Genomic DNA, 17,310 nt, shown 5'->3' with positions numbered 1-17,310 from the left:
TCATAATTTAAATTAAGCAAAAAGGGGCCTTTCTTCGTAATTTTTATTAAATGTTTGATATGTTTTTTATTTATTGCTTTTTTAGCTTTCATAATTTGCATTACTTCAAAATAATCATTTTTCAGTAATTTAGGATCAAACTTAATTTTCCAGTATCCAGTATCGCTTGTTAATTTACAATTACCAACCTCAGTCAAAAGCCCTTTTAATTTAGCTAAATTAACAGATTTATTGTTTTGAGCACTTCTAGTATCTTTATGATACCATAAGATTTCAATTAATTTCTCAGGAGATATTCCTTTATTGTTTTTAAGGCTATAAAACCATATTAATAAAAACAGTTCTTTTAAAAGTGGTGAAAACTTAGACGTAATATCATTTTGTTTACAATCTATAATTTGGAAACCTCCAAAAAATATTATTTGATAATCCATATCGCCAGAAATGGGTTCAAAATCAATTTCGTCTGCTTTTGGAATAGAATCATTAACAGGGATTATATCAACTTCATTCTCTTTAACATTAATTTTTGCATTGTGTTTTCTTGAGTACAAATACCAAACAAGTCCCAATACAAATAGTAATATAAAAGCTATGTAAAATATGTATTTAACATTTTTTATATCAGATTTAGCTAGAATGTCTTTTTTAACTATGGGAGGATATTCAATAGAATATATTTTAAATTGTGTTTGAATTGAATCCGTTAAAAAAGAGGTATAAGTCACAAACTTTTTCCCCTTTGGGAAATAATATAAAGTTGCGAAAGACTTCACATCTAAAAAATCATAAGGTATTTTGCTCCCTACTAATTGCACTTTAGAATTATCAATATTTCCTTTCAATATTTGTAAATAACCTTTAGATTTAGTTTTATCCGAAATTAATGCAAAAAAGTTTCTGTTTTTTTTATCAATCCATAGATTGTTCCCCACAATCATATCTTCTAATACGTGTGATATATCAAATTTTTTTATGAATTTTTTTTCCTTAATTACATACCCTAACAAATCAAAATAGCTTTTTGGATTTAACAATTGGCTACCCGAATCACTGCCATATCCACCCAAAATATAGATAGTGTCGTTCAGCTCCCCTATTCCAGCCAAATATCTAGGATGAAATAGGGAGGAATCTGTTTTTAATACTTCAGATAAACCTTGTTTTGAATCAATACGCCTAACCTCATTATTATATGAATATTGGCCATAACCCCCAAAAGTATATATAGAATTATCTACCATACTATAAATACTGTTATGATGTTGGTATTTTTGTTTATGCGGTTCTTTTATAAAAACAGCTTCATTTTCCCATACTCCTGTTTGAATATTTAATTTGGAAACTAAATTTCTATCAATTAAATAGCAATATATATTTTTGTCTTGATAGTTATAAACAGCCCTGTGATCTGAGGTTAAATAAATGGGGGCATTTTTATATTTAATTATTATTGGTTCATTCTTTTCAATATTATAAACCAATAATTCTTTATTTCTAAGTAAATAAATAACATTATTAATAGTATCAGCGGTTATTAATTGTACCCCGTCCACCTCATTTTCAAAAACTTTTTTCCATTCTTGATGTCTATTCAGTATCCAATTCGAATGGGTTACAACCGCTTTATTTTCAGAGAAATTATCATGAGCATAATTTCCGTTAACTTCATTTAATGGATAGTGATACTGTATTTTTTTATTAACATATAATTTGATGTCTCTAATACTCATATCCGGCACATCTGTAGAGGAAAATTTATTATAATTATTAGCCCCAAACATAACTTTAAACGAGTCTGCTCTTTTAAAACTTATATTCTTTTTAAGTACCGCAGCATCTTGAATCGAAAATATTAGCGTTTTTTGAATTAACGAAAACTTCAAGCCCAATTTAATCCACTTATTTTTATTAAATTTAATATTATTAATTGGAATCACCGTTTTAGAAGTGCCAATTATAAAATTTAAACTTATAACTGTATTATTTGGTGAAGTATTGTTGGAAATAAGTAAATCAATATTTTCATTTTTATCATTAATTACTCTTAAAATATAACCAAATAAACGTTTATGCATCAAATCAATTTTAACATCAAATGTGATATCAAATTCATCATTAAAAGACACAAATTCGTTTGGTGTTAAATTAAGACCTGTTCTTTCGTCGAGAGAAAAATTCTGTCCATTAAATGTCAACCCATAGTCTTGGGAAAAAGCTGTATGAGAATTAAGGCTAAATAGAAAAACTAATAACCATAACATATAATAACGATTTGAATATCTTAATATAATATACATAATGTTTTTTTTTTCCGATTAATTTTTTGGAAATAAGCAAAACCCTTTGTTAAACAAAAAAATCAACTAAACTTGGATAGTTTATTTCGGTTTATCGAATAAAATTGAAATTAACTTTTTCAAACCTTTTAAAAAACAAATCTAATATATTTTTTTTAAAAAAAATTAATAATGGAGGAAACTGCGTGAGGAAATTTTAGTCAATGGGATTCCTCAATTTGCAACTAACGACACTAATTTTTCTGTTGACGTAAAACAAGGAGATGTTTTCGTTGTTAAAACATCCATAGCTTGTGAAGGAATCTATTATAAAAATATTCTCGATGGATTAATATTAGGTGAAATTGCATTAGATTTAAAAAAAATCCGGGATAATTCCTAATGACATCAGCAGTATCGAAAAACGTGTCAATAAACTAAAAATATACTTTAAAGCTAATAATAGCTTACATCTCATAGCTATATTAAAAGACTTGGTATTGGTTTAAATCAACAAACACTTTTTTTACCCATTAAAGCTATCACAAGAATTTATTGTTTTTTAATATTACGTTTTCTGTTTTTTCTTCCTGGCCGCAGGAAACAAAACGTTGTTTAATATCAAGCGATAACCCGGAGAATTAGGGTGCAAATCGAGAACTGTTGCAGGGTCTCCCACTCTATGCTGATAATCTTCTGGATCATGTCCTCCATAAAAAGTAAACATTCCTTTTCCTTTTTCACCGTGAATGTAACGTGCTTCCCCGTTGAGTTCACAGGTTCCCATTAGCAATACGTTTGATTTTATGAGTACTGAATAAAAAGAAGTCGTTTGTCCCATAAAACCTTTTATCAACTGGGTATGATTTTGACATAACATAGAGGGAATTGGATCCCATTTTGCCGAAAATTCCATTAAGGTGAAATAATCATTCTCCATTAGAATTTTCCTTTTTTCGGTCATATCAATATCCGAGAATTCATAATGTTCTGGTTTTCTATCCAAGATATAATCCTTGAAGGCGAATGAATTGGCATAATTTATTTTGGTTTGGTAATTGGCATCGCTCGGATCACCGTCAAACATCGATTCGCAAATATCGACTCCATCTGCTGCTAAAGCAATATCAAAACTGTCAGTTGCTGAACACATCGCAAACATAAATCCACCACCAATGACAAAATCCCTAATTTTTTTGGCTACGGCCAATTTCTCTTCCGAGACTTTTTGATACCCTAAGTTTGTCGCCAAAGCTTCAGCATCTCTCTTTTGCTCTATGTACCAAGATGAATTCCTATTGGAGCCAAAAAATTTTCCGTATTGTCCGGTGAAGTCTTCGTGATGCAAATGCAACCAGTCGTAAAGAATGAGTTGGTCGCCCAAAACTTCTTCATCATAAATAGATGTAAACGGAATTTCGGCATAAGTCAAGGCCAAGGTTACCGCATCGTCCCAAGGCTGCTTCCCTTTAGGCGTGTAAATGGCTACTTTAGGAGATTTTTCAAGTACAACTGCTTCCATATTTTGGGAAGGACTGGCAATTAATTCCAAAATTTGATTCGTTTCGGTATCGCTCAACACCTCGAAACTCACTCCTCGAATTTGGCATTCTTTCCTGATTTCGGTAGCATCGGGAAACAAAAAGGAACCGCCCCGATAATTGAGCAACCAACTGCCTTTGTGTTTTTTTTCAATGCACCAATAGGTAATTCCGTAGGCTTTCAGATGATTTTGTTGTGTGGTTTCATCCATTGGCAACAAAATAAAGGAGGCTTTTGCCGAAAAGGAAATCAAGATTATAAGAAGTATGAATACTCTTTTTAAAGTCATTCTGATATTTTTATTATAACTAAAATTAAAACGGCATATCACTATCATCATCTTCATCATTCAAATTACTGCCAAAAGCATCATTTACTGAAGGGAGATTTTTGGTTTGGAAAGGATTATCATCGTGGTTCATTTTCGAGGGCAAATCGTCGAAACTTCCGCCATAATCGTCGAGATTGTCAAATTTACCCAGATTTCCTACAAACTTCAATCTAATGCTTTCGAGCGAACCGTTACGGTGTTTGGCAATAATAAATTCGGCTTGACCTGCTGATGGCGTTTGTTCGTCATCATCCCATTCGTCAATTTTATAATATTCGGGTCTGTAAATAAATGATACAATATCGGCATCCTGCTCAATTGCTCCCGATTCCCGAAGGTCAGACAGTAAAGGTCTTTTACTTGATCCACGCGTTTCCACTGCACGAGATAATTGGGATAAAGCAATTACTGGAATCGCTAATTCTTTGGCTAATGCCTTTAAGTTTCTTGAAATGGTAGAGATTTCTTGTTCCCTGTTGCCTCCCCCTTTTCCATTTCCACCGGCAGTCATCAACTGCAAATAATCGACAATGATGAGTTTTATTCCGTGTTGAGAAGCCAAACGTCTTGCTTTGGCCCTCAAATCAAAAATGGAAAGTGATGGTGAATCGTCAATAAAAAGAGGTGCTTTTTCCAAGTCTTTGACTTTTACACTCAATTGTTCCCATTCGTGTTTTTCTAATTTTCCGGTTCTTAATTTTTCGGATGACAAACCTGTTTCCGAGGAAATTAATCTTGTAATTAACTGAATGGAGGACATTTCCAGCGAAAATAAAGCAACTGGCTTTCCAAAATCTATGGCAATGTTTCGCGCCATCGAAAGTACAAATGCCGTTTTCCCCATCCCTGGTCGAGCCGCAATGATAATCAAATCGCTGGGTTGCCAACCGGAAGTAATTTTATCTAATTTGTCGAAACCAGTGGCAATTCCACTTAATCCTTCTTGTTTGGCAATTTCCTCGATTCTTTTTTTGGCCTGTAAAACTAAACTTTGGGCAGTTTCGGAACTTCGTTTTATATTTCCTTGGGTAACCTCGTATAGTTTGGATTCGGCTTTGTCCAACAAATCGAAAACATCGGTTGTTTCGTCATAAGATTCTTCGATAATATCGGTAGAAATCCGGATTAAACTGCGTTGAATGTATTTTTGAAGAATGATTCTGGAGTGAAACTCAATGTGTGCCGAAGAGGAAATTTTTTGGGTAAGCTGAATTAGGTAAAAATCCCCCCCAGCCAACTCTAATTTGGCATTTTTGCGCAGCTGTGCCGAAACGGTTAATAAGTCAATCGGCTGTGTATCTGTAAACAGCTGAACGATGGCTTCGAAAATATATTTGTGCCCCTCTTTATAAAAAGCTTCCGGTTGTAAAATATCGATTACCTCATCTACCCCTTTTTTATCAATCATCATAGCACCAAGTACAGCTTCTTCTAAATCCAGAACTTGTGGTGGTAATTTTCCTTTTTCAAGGTTAATGATAGTAGTTTTATCAATTCGAATTGGGTTTATATTCCTGACGTTTTCCATAGAGCGAATGTAACAAAAAATAAAAAAAAATTACTATTGACTTATTACAAATAATTGTTAATAAACAATCTTTTTTGTTCATAAGCCAAAAAAAATCCGAAACGATACGGCTTCGGATTTTTTAATTATTTGTAAGATTTTACTCCTTGTATTCCCCCATTTTACTGTATTTATCCATCCTTTGGGCAACTAATTCTTGTGTTGATAAGTCTTTCAATTCCTTGAAACCTTTCATGATATATTTTTCTACCGTTTTGAAAGTAGTTTCTCTATCATAATGTGCTCCACCAAGAGGTTCTGGAATAATATCGTCAATCAATTTTTGTTTTTTCATGTCGGAAGAAGTCAATTTTAATGCCTCTGCAGCTTGCTCCTTGTAATCCCAACTTTTCCAAAGTATAGAGGAACAAGATTCTGGAGAAATAACGGAATACCATGTATTTTCAAGCATAAAAACTCGATCACCCACTCCTATTCCCAATGCACCACCTGAAGCACCTTCGCCAACGATGACAACAATTATAGGAACTTTTAACCGAATCATTTCGAAAATATTTCTGGCAATTGCTTCTCCTTGTCCCCGTTCTTCGGCTTCAATTCCTGGAAAAGCTCCCGGTGTATCAATCAATGATAAAACAGGAATGCCAAATTTTTCAGCCATTTTCATCAATCGCAAAGCTTTTCGATAGCCTTCAGGATTCGCCATTCCAAAATTTCGGTATTGGCGTGTCTTGGTATTGTAGCCTTTTTGTTGACCAATAATCATAAAAGATTGACCACCAATTTTCCCTAAACCACCTATCATAGCTTTGTCATCCTTGAAACCTCTATCGCCGTGAAGTTCTAGAAAAGTGTCTCCACAAAGTGCTTTTATATGATCTAATGTATAAGGTCTTCTGGGATGCCTTGATAATTGCACCCGTTGCCAAGCGGTAAGATTTTTGTAGATATGTTTCTTAGTTTCTTCTAGTTTTTTGTTGATTTGTTTACAAGTATTGGTAACATCAACATCTGATTCTTGACCGATTACAAGACATTTGTCTAGCTGGTCTACAAGTTCTTTTATTGGAAGCTCAAAATCTAAATATTCCATGGAGTATGTACGTTTTGTTTTTGATTTGAATTGCAAATATAAAATTTAAAATTGTCAAAATTGTTTATTTGGTATCTAAATGCGAATAAATTCTCAAAAATAAATCCTTGAAAATAACTATTCTTTATCTGTGTAATAATGCTTAATAAAACCGTTCAAAATAACCGTAATCACAATTAGAATGGCTCCAATGTAAAATTCAACACTCATTTTTTCTTTTCCTCCAATGATAAAATAGGCTAAAATTATACCATAAACGGGCTCAAGACTTGTGGTTAACATTACTGTATATGGAGATAGTTTCTCCATGATTTTAACCGAAGCTGTAAATGCATAAGCGGTACAAATCGAAGCTAGAATTAGAAGTAAGAACCAATCTTTGGAAGACAGCGTAAAGAAATCGACAGAGAATTTGTTTTCGAACAAGAAATAAATAGAAATAAAAACAACCCCCGACATAAACTCATAAAAAGTGATAACTGAGGATTCGTGTTTGTGAATTAGTTTTCCGTTCATAAGCGTGAATAAAACACCTATTATTATTGATGCTAAAGCGTATATTATTCCCTCAAAATAATTAATTTCTACTTGTAAAATAAGGACAAGACCGCCAATAATTATAAGTCCAAAAAACACTTCGTACCATAGTACTTTCCTCCCATAAAAAAGCGGTTCTAAGATTGAAGTAAAAAAAGCTCCCAACGAAAAAACAGCTAGGGTAATGGATACATTAGAAATATGAATCGCCTTGAAAAAAAATATCCAATGTACTGCGATCAAAAGGCCAACAAAAATTAATTTAAAAAATTCCTTTGTTGGAATTTGAAATGATTTCTTTTTAAAAATTATAAAGAAGAATAAAAAAACACCTGCAAAAAGCATTCGATACCAAACCAAAGCATCGGCCGAGATTGAAATCAAGGCGCCTAATATTGCAGTGAAACCCCATATAAATACAATTAAATGAAGATTTAGATACGTTCGTAATTTATCGTTTCGCATTTCGTAATAAAAAAATTGCTAAAATTCCGAAAACTATATTCGGAAACCAAACGGCCAATAATGGAGGAAAACTAGATTTTTCGGCCAATGTCCCAAAAATCTTGTCGAAAAATACAAAGGCAAAAGCCAATGCAATTCCAATGGCTAAACTCAAACCCATTCCGCCTCGTCGCTTCATTGAAGAAACCGCAACGGCAATGATGGTAAGAATAAATGCCGAAGCAGGAATACTATATTTTTTATATAAAACTACCAGATATACGTTTACATTGGAGGAACCCCGGCCCCTTTCCTTGTCAATAAATCGGTTTAATTTTCCTAAATTTAATGTTTCTGCAATATAAACCACAGGGGTTAAATCCTCCAAATCAAAAGTAAATTTAGCATCTCGCTTTTGAAATTTTTCAATCTTGTCCTCTAATTCCCCAACGGTTCTTTTAGTATAATCAAACATCGTGTAGTTTTTTGTCTTAGGATTCCACTGTATCCTGCTGGCAGTAATTTTACATTCTAATTTATCCTTTTTAAACTTCTCATAACTAAAATTATAGGCTGTTTTTGAAGCAGTATTAAAACTATTGACATAGATAAATTCATTCTTACTTATTTGTCGATATACATCGGTATTCTTTCCTCTCATCTGTTGTTTCCCTCCAGTTCTTAGATAGGTATAGCGAAAGTTATTGAACCCTTCGCTCGCTTTTGGAACGACGAAAAAACCCATCAATAAAACAAAAATAGAAACAATGGTGGCTCCGATAATAAAGGGTCTTAAAAACCTAGCGAATGAAATTCCGGAACTTAAAATGGCAATAATTTCGGTATCATTGGCCAGCTTTGAAGTAAACCAAATCACAGACAAAAACAGAAATATAGGAAATAATAAATTGGTAAAATAGATCGTGAAATTGTAATAATAAATGGCAATGTCAACAAACGGAACTTTGTTTTCAATCATAAAATTGATCTTCTCCGAAATATCTATAATAATCCCAATAGGCGCAAACAAAGCCAACATCACCACAAAAGTGGATAGGTATTTTTTTAGGATGTATTTATCTATTATGTTCATTTTTTTTATTTTCGGGTTTCAATCTTCAGGTTTTAATTTTCAGGTTGTTAACATATCTTCCAACTCCAACAACTTGAAACAAAAAGAACTTGGAACTTTTTTACAATCTCTGGCTCATATTTCGTACCATCATTTCTTTCCAAGTCCTGAAATCTCCGGCTAAGATATGTTTTCTTGCTTCACGAACCAACCACATATAAAATCCAAGATTGTGTATGGTCGCTATCTGTTTTCCAAGGTATTCATTCGCGGCAAACAAGTGCCTCAAATAGGCTTTGGTGTATTCCGTGTCCACAAAAGTATGTCCCATTTCGTCCACTGGCGAAAAATCGTCTTCCCACTTTTTGTTTTTAATATTAATCGTACCGTTTGCGGTAAACAACATTCCGTTTCTGGCGTTTCGTGTTGGCATTACACAATCGAACATATCGATTCCCAAGGCAATATTCTCGAGAATATTGATTGGTGTTCCCACGCCCATTAAGTATCGTGGCTTATCTTCCGGTAGAATTTCACAAACCACCTCGGTCATGGCATACATTTCTTCGGCTGGTTCTCCAACGGATAGTCCTCCAATGGCATTTCCTTGCTGTCCAGAATTCGCAATATATTCGGCCGATTGTTGGCGCAAGTCTTTGTACGTACTTCCTTGAACAATAGGAAAAAAAGTTTGGTCGTAACCATATTTTGTTGGCACTTTGTCCAAATGATTGATGCAACGATCCAACCAACGGTGGGTCATTTTCATCGATTTTTGCGCATAGCGATAATCGCAAGGATAAGGCGTGCATTCGTCGAAAGCCATAATGATATCGGCGCCAATGGTACGTTGAATTTCCATCACGTTTTCGGGTGTGAAAAAATGGTAGGAACCGTCGATATGCGATTTGAACTTCACTCCTTCTTCCTTGATTTTCCGGTTGGCCGAAAGCGAATACACCTGGTAACCGCCGGAATCCGTCAAAATATTCCGGTCCCAATTCATGAATTTGTGCAAACCACCCGCTTTTTCAAGAATTTGGGTTTGTGGACGTAAGTATAAATGGTAGGTATTTCCCAAGATGATATCGGGATTGATGTCTTCTTTCAATTCGCGTTGGTGCACTCCTTTCACAGAGGCCACAGTTCCCACAGGCATAAAAATAGGGGTTTCAATAACGCCGTGATCCGTAGTGATACTTCCTGCTCTGGCTTTGGACTGCGGATCTTTTTTTAATAAATCAAACTTCATAAGGACTTTTTTCAGTGCGCAAAGATAAATGATTTAGGATTTAGTCCCCACACTTCGGGATAGGATTTAAGATTTTATTTAACAATGTTTATTTTTTTGGAGAATGTGTAACCAAAAAAAACTCAGAAAACATTATTTATATAAGAATTCGATAAGATTTAAAAATGAGTTCAGATAGCGGCTTTTTTTTATGGAATAATACAATTATTAATTATATAAGGCTAATTAACAGTTATTTATAAATTAACTATTATGGTAACAATTATCAAAAGACAAGGAATTGTGAAAGCAAAATCAAATGCAGCACAAGATTTAAGAGGTTTATTTGAAGTTGGATTAAAAGATCTTTATTCGGTAGAAAAAACGTTGTCTAAATCATTACCAAAAATGGTGGGAAATGCCTCCTCTTCAAAATTAGTTCGCAACCTAAATCAATTAACAGAAAAAGAAGAACACGTTTATAGTTTGGAGCAAGTGTTTAAATCTGCTGGAATTAAACCCAATGCAAAAAAATGCGATGCAATGGTAGGGATTTTGAAAGAAAATGAAGGAATAATGAGAAAAAAAATGGTAGTGTTAGGCGATGCCGGAATTATTTTTGCAGGACAAAAAGTAAAACATTATGGAATCGCAACTTATGGCACTTTACATGCCTATGCAAAAATGCTAGGCGAAGATAAAGTAGCAAATTTATTAGCGATGACTCTTGAAAAAGAGAAAAGAACTGATGCTGGTTTGACAGAAATTGCACTATTCGATATGAATCAAAAAGCTACCACAGCAAAAGTGTAACCACGCATTTAATTTATAAACTAATATTCTATTATATCATACCATTCTTAAATTATTTATCTATAAAAATTACTTGTGTAACTAAAGTTACCATACGATACCTGTTGTTGTATTAACTTTGCGCTATAATCAAGGAAACGTACTTTATAAAGTATGAATTAATGAAAAGTTAGAAAATGAATATGGGAAAAATAATAAAAGAAAATCAAGGAACAATAATAGATGTGCGGACTTATGGAGAATTTATGGGTGGCAATGTTTCAGACTCTATTAATATTCCGTTGAATGAAATTCCAGAAAGAATCGAAGAGTTAAAACAACTTAAATTTCCACTAATACTTTGTTGCGCCTCTGGAAACCGAAGTGGTCAAGCGCATCATTTCCTTTCGCAACACGGAATCGAATGTTACAACGGCGGTTCTTGGTTAGAAGTGAATTTTTACAAATCTCAAAATATATAAAATGATCAACACACTCAAAAAAATGTTCGGATTCGGACCAGGAGTAAATTATGCCGAATTGGTACAACAAGGAGCCATAATATTAGACGTTCGTTTCAAAGGAGAATTTACGGGCGGTCACATAAAAGGCTCCCTGAATATTTCTGTTGATACCTTAAGAAATAACCTAGGTAAATTAAAAGACAAAAACCAACCAATTATCACTTGCTGCGCTTCAGGAATGCGAAGCGCTTCGGCAAAATCCATATTAATAGCAAACGGTTACTCACAAGTTCATAATGGTGGCGGATGGCAAAGTCTTGAAAGCAAATTATAATGAATAAAGAAACCTTGTTATCCGATTGGGATTTTATGCGAATTCTCCGTTTGGGATTGGGAATTTATATAGCCGTTCAAGCCGTTGAAACCCAAAGTGCATTTTCGGGAGTTGCCGCCGTGTTTTTTTTGTTTCAAGCAATTGCCAATAAGAGTTGCTGCGGCGCTAATAGCTGCGCGGTTCCAATAAAGAAAAGCAATCCAGACACCATTGAAGAAATTAAATAAAAATTAAAAGTGATTTTAGTTCCCTTTATACTATTCAAAAAATTAAATTATTAGTATTTATTACAATCAAAAGTTACTTTACAAAGTCCTTAAATTCTTTTAAAAAAGCCCTAAATTGGGCTTTTTTTTTTGCTCATAAATCCTAATAACTATTGCAAAAATCATTTGTCTTACGCCAAAATAAAAATTACATTTGCAGCAGTTTAACTTTTACACATAAAATGAAACCTAACTTACAACAATTAAACGATTTAACTATCCAAGTCAGAAGAGATATTCTTCGTATGGTTCACGCTGTCAATTCAGGTCATCCTGGAGGTTCTCTTGGTTGCGCCGAATTTATGGTCGTATTGTACCAAAACATAATGAACAGAAAACCCGGTTTTGATATGGACGGTATCGGAGAAGATTTATTTTTCTTATCTAACGGTCATATTTCTCCCGTTTTCTACAGTGTATTAGCACGAAGCGGTTATTTTCCGGTGGCGGAATTAGCTACTTTTAGATTGCTCAACACACGATTACAAGGACACCCAACAACACACGAAGGCTTGCCAGGAGTGAGAATTGCTTCGGGTTCTTTAGGACAAGGATTGTCCGTAGCCATAGGTGCGGCTCAAGCCAAAAAGTTAAATAATGACAACCATATCGTTTATACCTTGCATGGTGACGGCGAATTGCAAGAAGGTCAAAACTGGGAAGCCATAATGTATGCTTCCGCCAAAAAAGTGGATAACCTGATTGCTACTATTGATGTAAATGGGAAACAAATTGACGGTACAACGGACGAAGTATTGGCAATGGGAAGTATTCGTGCCAAATTCGAAGCATTCGATTGGGACGTTCTAGAAATTGCAAAAGGAAACGATATCGAAGCGATTATTGCCGGATTGACCGATGCTAAATCAAGAACGGCGAAAGGAAAACCGGTTTGTATTTTATTGTATACCGAAATGGGTAATGGAGTAGATTTTATGATGTACAGTCACGCTTGGCACGGTAAAGCACCAAATGATGCCCAACTCGAAAATGCATTGAGTCAAAATAATTCTGAAGGCGAAAGCGACTACTAAATCAGATTGCAGATTTTAAATTGATGATTTCAGATTCGACACTAAATCTTTCAATTTAAAAATCTTTTAATTTAAAAAGAAAAATGAAAAAATATACAAATACAGGAAGTAAAGATACTCGTTCGGGTTTTGGAGCGGGAATGACAGAATTAGGAGCAAAAAACGAAAAAGTGGTGGCCCTTTGTGCCGATTTAATTGGTTCGTTGAAATTTGACGATTTTAAGAAAAATCATCCAGAACGTTTTTTCCAAATTGGAATTGCCGAAGCTAATATGATTGGTATTGCTGCCGGATTAACCATTGGAGGAAAAATTCCTTTTACGGGAACTTTCGCCAACTTTTCGACAGGAAGAGTGTACGATCAGATCCGTCAATCGGTAGCGTATTCTGATAAAAATGTAAAAATTTGTGCTTCTCACGCCGGATTAACTTTAGGAGAAGACGGTGCAACTCACCAAATATTAGAAGATATTGGATTAATGAAAATGCTACCGGGAATGACCGTAATCAATACATGCGATTACAACCAAACTAAAGCGGCAACTATGGCAATTGCAGACCATCACGGTCCTGTTTATTTGCGTTTTGGCCGTCCGGTTGTACCTAACTTTATGCCAGCTGACGAACCTTTCGAAATAGGAAAAGCAATTCTTTTAAACGAAGGGACGGATGTAACTATTATTGCAACAGGACATCTAGTTTGGGAAGCTTTAATTGCTGCCGAAGCTTTGGAAGCCAAAGGAATTTCTGCCGAAGTAATCAACATTCACACGATTAAACCATTGGACGAAACCGCGATTTTAAAATCATTGGCAAAAACTAAATGCATCGTAACTGCCGAAGAGCATAACATTCTTGGTGGTCTTGGAGAAAGCGTTGCCAGAGTTTTAGCATTAAACAATCCTTCTCCACAAGAGTTTGTTGCTGTTCAAGATAGCTTTGGCGAAAGCGGAACTCCAACACAATTAATGGACAAATACAAGTTGAACAATCAAGCGATTGTTGACGCTGTAGAAAAAGTGATTAAAAGAAAATAAGATTTTTGCTTAGCAATCAATAAAAAAATCCCGTTCTGATAATTTATCGGAACGGGATTTTTTATGTATTATATTTTACAACTTACGGATGACAGGTTTTGTCTAAATAATTTTTCACTCCTAGCGTACAACTCGGAATATCTGCAAATGGATAAGACAATCCAGTAGCAGGGTTTTTAATTTCCAGTTTTGTTGTGTAATTGTCTCCATCATCATCAACATCTAAGAAATTAGGAATACCATCTTTATCAGTATCATCAGGATTATCAACTCCAGCTGCTAAATTTCTCATATAACCGTCTCCATCAAAATCTTCTAAATAAGATGGAATACCGTCGTTATCAATATCTAGACGTTGAATTTCATATAATTTAAAACTAAAAACCAAGGGCGAATAGGAAGGAATAGAACCTGATCCAGAGCCATAATACGCTAGTCCAGATGGAATAAACATCACACCAGCTCCAAAGTCATTGTGACTAACTGTTCCGTCAAGATTTGATGTATAAGTTCCTGCTTTAAATTGCGGAAAAATCTCTGACCATCCAAGTATCGTTGAATATAACCCTAAAATTGTTTGAGGATATTTCACTTCTTCAAAACCAGAAGCAGTAATCGTCTCGGCAACTGTTGTAGTTGCAGCAACTTTCTGCAAATATTCCCCTTTGTATGCTGCAAGAACACCATCCACGTTACAAGGAGATTGCCCTACTCCTTCTCTTAAAACTAAATAATATAATTTATAGTTATTCGTAACATCATGAAGTTTTACTTCATGAATTAAAAGCTTAGGAAATGTAGTTGCATTTAAATAGGAATAAATAGAAGGTTGATTTGGCGCATCGGTTATTTTTGAAATCGTCACGTCTTGATCATCTAAAAAACCTGGATGATCAACAACTGTAATATAATTATTTTTCAAGTACTCTTCAATATCAGTAATATCAGTGGTATATTGCACATTGTAATCTCGAGGTGGCAAAATTACTGCAACTTCGTTCTTCGTACATGAAGATATAAAGAGCGTTATTATTAGTAAAATAAAATAATACTTGAATTTATTCATTATTGCTGATTTTTTAGGTGCGCAAGATACAATTTTGATTTATTTTTGCATAGAATTTAACTTCGATTTTGGAAAATTTATGAGAATAGATAAATATTTATGGTGCGTGCGATATTATAAGACTCGAAATATGGTTACCGAAGCCTGTAAAAAGAATCATATTACCGTAAATGGACTAGTAGCCAAACCATCAAAGGAAGTTTTTCCGACTGATAAAATTACATTTAGGAAAGACCAAATCACGCAAATTATCACCGTGCTGGACATTCCTGACAATCGTGTTGGAGCTAAGTTAGTTGATATTTATCGAAAAAATGAAACCCCCGCTGAAGTTTATGAGCACTTGGAACTTTTAAAATTATCGAAAGAACATTATCGTAAAAATGGCGATGGTCGCCCAACAAAAAAAGATCGAAGGGATTTAAATGATTTTGGAAACGAAACAAAGGAGTAAATAAAAATTCAATGGCAATGACTATAAAAACAAATTTAAAATCTAAACCTTTTAAAAAATGAGCAAAAATATCATTCTTTCGAACCAAGAAATTGAGCATACCATAAAAAGAATTGCCTACCAAATCTATGAAACTTATGTAGATGAAGAAGAAATTGTAATTGCTGGTATTGCTTCCAATGGATTTACTTTTGCGAAAAAAATCACCGAAGCACTACAAACCATTTCTGCGCTAAAAATTTCGCTGTGCGAAGTTCAAATAAACAAAGTGAATCCTGAATTTCCCATTCATACTTCTTTAACCAAAGAACAATACACCAATAAAGGTTTGGTTCTTGTTGATGACGTATTAAACTCGGGAACTACCTTAATATATGCGGTGAGACATTTTCTTGATGTGCCTTTGAAAAAATTCAAAACCGCCGTCCTAGTAGATAGAAACCACAAAAAATACCCAGTAAAAGCTGATTTTAAAGGAATCTCGCTTTCGACTTCCTCATTAGAACATGTGCAAGTTGTTTTTGATGAAAACGGGAATAATTATGCTTATTTAAGTTAAGATCTCAAAAATTTTTTGAGCAGCCTCATCTTTAGTTATAGCATCTACGCTCACTTTATATTGTGCTTGATTGTAATAAAAACTTCTTTCGAAAAGATGCTTGGCAATAAATTCCCTCATTTCGTCTTCATTCATATTGGCAATAATAGGCCGTTTACTTTTGTTGGAAACTAATCTTTCGAATAAGGTCTCAACAGAAGCTTTCAAATATATGGAAACTACGTTTTCCCCTTTCAAAAGTTCATGGTTATTTGCATAACAAGGCGCTCCTCCTCCTAAACTTATAATTAAATTTCCAGGGGAATCCAATAATTCAACAAGAACTTCGCGTTCCAATTTCCTGAAATAAATTTCACCTTGTTGCTCGAAAATTTCATTTATTGAAGATTTTGTTCGCTCTTCAATACATTTGTCCAAATCCACGGAAGGAATGTTGGTAATTTTTGACAGTCTGTTTGCGACTGTAGACTTGCCAGAACCCATATAACCTAATAAAATAATTTTTCTCATATGAATAAAACCTTATATATTAAGGCGTTAAGTGCTATTGTTTAAAAAAGACAAATTTATAATAAAATAGCTTTGAAAAATTGAAAATAAGACCTTATATTTGCACCCGCATTCAAGAAACGAAAATGACTCGATAGCTCAGTTGGTAGAGCACATCACTTTTAATGATGGGGTCCTGGGTTCGAGCCCCAGTCGGGTCACAATATAATATGAATACGTTAAAAAAATCTTGAAAGTCTAAAGACTTGATAGCTCAATTGGTAGAGCACATCACTCTTAATGTTGGGGTCCTGGGCTAGAGGCCCAGTCAGGTCACAAAAACTGGAGAGACATTGCAATGCAGGGTCTCTCCAGTTTTTTATTAACGGCCACGTGGAGAAACGGTAGACTTGCCAGCTTGAGGGGCTGGTGCTCGCAAGGGCGTGCGGGTTCAAATCCCGCCGTGGTCACGAATACAACCTATTTATAGGGGTTTACAAAGGTTTTAGTTAATATTTAGTTAACCATTTTAAAAACGCTCATTTTTTGGGTGTTTTTTTATGCCTTTAAATTCCCCTAAAACATTAATGCAAAATAATTTATAGTTTGTCTCTTTTTAAAGTTTAAAAAACATCATTAATGATTTGGAAAAAACTTGAAACCTAAACTTGAAAAAAACTGATTAATCAAAAAAATTAAACATCAACCTTTTTTTAATCGATAAGTTTTAATACAATCGTGCGTAGTTGTCGTAAAGT

17 protein-coding genes, 3 tRNA genes and 1 pseudogene are annotated in these 17,310 nt (G+C 34.2%); 12 read left to right on the top strand and 9 right to left on the bottom strand.

Translation table 11 applies throughout. The features are described 5' to 3' along the window. On the bottom strand, window positions 1-2,264 hold a 2,264-nt coding region (locus AABM59_RS01965), incomplete at its 3' end, for a hypothetical protein (protein ID WP_338407306.1). A 395-nt stretch (window positions 2,265-2,659) separates the two neighbouring features. On the opposite strand from AABM59_RS01965, the pseudogene AABM59_RS01960 reads away from it, so the two are divergent. Continuing rightward, window positions 2,660-2,788, top strand: a pseudogene (locus tag AABM59_RS01960) (response regulator); the annotation flags it as partial. A 59-nt stretch (window positions 2,789-2,847) separates the two neighbouring features. On the opposite strand, the gene AABM59_RS01955 reads toward AABM59_RS01960, so the two are convergent. The 6 genes from AABM59_RS01955 to tgt form a co-directional block, all read right to left on the bottom strand. Then, complete coding sequence (locus tag AABM59_RS01955) at window positions 2,848-4,110, bottom strand: asparagine synthetase B (RefSeq protein ID WP_338407305.1); 1,263 nt, start codon at window positions 4,108-4,110, stop codon at window positions 2,848-2,850. A 25-nt stretch (window positions 4,111-4,135) separates the two neighbouring features. Continuing rightward, entirely contained in the window at window positions 4,136-5,680 is a 1,545-nt protein-coding gene (dnaB, locus tag AABM59_RS01950; RefSeq protein ID WP_338407304.1) for a replicative DNA helicase, read from the bottom strand. Window positions 5,681-5,819: 139 nt separating this feature from the next. Beyond that, entirely contained in the window at window positions 5,820-6,773 is a 954-nt protein-coding gene (locus AABM59_RS01945; protein ID WP_338407303.1) for an acetyl-CoA carboxylase carboxyltransferase subunit alpha, read from the bottom strand. Between the two features lie 117 nt (window positions 6,774-6,890). Then, window positions 6,891-7,775 carry a DMT family transporter gene (locus AABM59_RS01940; RefSeq protein ID WP_338407302.1) on the bottom strand — a complete coding sequence of 295 codons (885 nt, stop codon included), beginning with the start codon at window positions 7,773-7,775 and terminating at the stop codon, window positions 6,891-6,893. Further along, a complete protein-coding gene (locus AABM59_RS01935) occupies window positions 7,762-8,847 on the bottom strand; it encodes an LptF/LptG family permease (protein ID WP_338407301.1) in 1,086 nt (361 codons plus the stop codon). Before AABM59_RS01935 ends, AABM59_RS01940 begins: the two co-directional genes overlap by 14 nt. 100 nt (window positions 8,848-8,947) lie before the next feature. Beyond that, window positions 8,948-10,078: a tRNA guanosine(34) transglycosylase Tgt gene (gene tgt / locus AABM59_RS01930; protein WP_338407300.1), complete on the bottom strand. Its 1,131-nt coding sequence runs from the start codon at window positions 10,076-10,078 to the stop codon at window positions 8,948-8,950. Between the two features lie 252 nt (window positions 10,079-10,330). On the opposite strand from tgt, the gene AABM59_RS01925 reads away from it, so the two are divergent. The 6 genes from AABM59_RS01925 (at window position 10,331) to AABM59_RS01900 (ending at window position 13,984) form a co-directional block, all read left to right on the top strand. Continuing rightward, window positions 10,331-10,870: a DUF892 family protein gene (locus AABM59_RS01925; protein ID WP_338407299.1), complete on the top strand. Its 540-nt coding sequence runs from the start codon at window positions 10,331-10,333 to the stop codon at window positions 10,868-10,870. 182 nt (window positions 10,871-11,052) lie between these two features. Further along, on the top strand, window positions 11,053-11,331 hold the full coding sequence (locus tag AABM59_RS01920; protein ID WP_338407298.1) for a rhodanese-like domain-containing protein: 279 nt from the start codon (window positions 11,053-11,055) through the stop codon (window positions 11,329-11,331). Window position 11,332: 1 nt separating this feature from the next. Continuing rightward, window positions 11,333-11,647 (top strand): rhodanese-like domain-containing protein, encoded by a 315-nt coding sequence (locus tag AABM59_RS01915; RefSeq protein WP_338407297.1) that lies wholly within the window; start codon window positions 11,333-11,335, stop codon window positions 11,645-11,647. Further along, complete coding sequence (locus tag AABM59_RS01910; protein ID WP_338407296.1) at window positions 11,647-11,874, top strand: hypothetical protein; 228 nt, start codon at window positions 11,647-11,649, stop codon at window positions 11,872-11,874. The genes AABM59_RS01915 and AABM59_RS01910 overlap by 1 nt, the downstream gene beginning before the upstream one ends. Before the next feature lie 221 nt (window positions 11,875-12,095). After that, window positions 12,096-12,947 (top strand): transketolase, encoded by an 852-nt coding sequence (locus tag AABM59_RS01905; protein WP_338407295.1) that lies wholly within the window; start codon window positions 12,096-12,098, stop codon window positions 12,945-12,947. An 83-nt stretch (window positions 12,948-13,030) separates the two neighbouring features. Beyond that, window positions 13,031-13,984 (top strand): transketolase C-terminal domain-containing protein, encoded by a 954-nt coding sequence (locus tag AABM59_RS01900; RefSeq protein ID WP_338407294.1) that lies wholly within the window; start codon window positions 13,031-13,033, stop codon window positions 13,982-13,984. An 82-nt stretch (window positions 13,985-14,066) separates the two neighbouring features. On the opposite strand, the gene AABM59_RS01895 is transcribed toward AABM59_RS01900, so the two are convergent. Then, window positions 14,067-15,050: an FKBP-type peptidylprolyl isomerase gene (locus AABM59_RS01895; protein WP_338407293.1), complete on the bottom strand. Its 984-nt coding sequence runs from the start codon at window positions 15,048-15,050 to the stop codon at window positions 14,067-14,069. A gap of 79 nt (window positions 15,051-15,129) precedes the next feature. Between AABM59_RS01895 and AABM59_RS01890 the strand changes: the two genes are divergently transcribed. Together AABM59_RS01890 and AABM59_RS01885 are read left to right on the top strand one after the other, a co-directional pair. Beyond that, complete coding sequence (locus AABM59_RS01890; RefSeq protein ID WP_338407292.1) at window positions 15,130-15,504, top strand: S4 domain-containing protein; 375 nt, start codon at window positions 15,130-15,132, stop codon at window positions 15,502-15,504. 58 nt (window positions 15,505-15,562) lie between these two features. After that, on the top strand, window positions 15,563-16,063 hold the full coding sequence (locus AABM59_RS01885) for a phosphoribosyltransferase family protein (RefSeq protein ID WP_338407291.1): 501 nt from the start codon (window positions 15,563-15,565) through the stop codon (window positions 16,061-16,063). On the opposite strand, the gene AABM59_RS01880 is transcribed toward AABM59_RS01885, so the two are convergent. Beyond that, window positions 16,055-16,573, bottom strand: coding sequence for a shikimate kinase (locus AABM59_RS01880; protein ID WP_338407290.1), 519 nt, complete (start codon window positions 16,571-16,573; stop codon window positions 16,055-16,057). The genes AABM59_RS01885 and AABM59_RS01880 overlap by 9 nt on opposite strands. Window positions 16,574-16,700: 127 nt before the next feature. Here AABM59_RS01880 and AABM59_RS01875 point away from each other — a divergent pair. From AABM59_RS01875 to AABM59_RS01865, 3 genes are all read left to right on the top strand, one after another. Further along, window positions 16,701-16,773 (top strand) — tRNA-Lys (locus AABM59_RS01875). Window positions 16,774-16,815: 42 nt separating this feature from the next. Further along, a tRNA-Lys gene (locus tag AABM59_RS01870) sits at window positions 16,816-16,888 on the top strand. 51 nt (window positions 16,889-16,939) lie between these two features. Continuing rightward, window positions 16,940-17,022, top strand: a tRNA-Leu gene (locus AABM59_RS01865). Window positions 17,023-17,310: the final 288 nt, after the last annotated feature.

The organism is uncultured Flavobacterium sp., from assembly GCF_963925185.1.
Classification (GTDB): domain Bacteria; phylum Bacteroidota; class Bacteroidia; order Flavobacteriales; family Flavobacteriaceae; genus Flavobacterium.
Note: the sequence above shows the minus strand (reverse complement) of the source record. Positions and strands in the feature narration are given on the sequence as shown.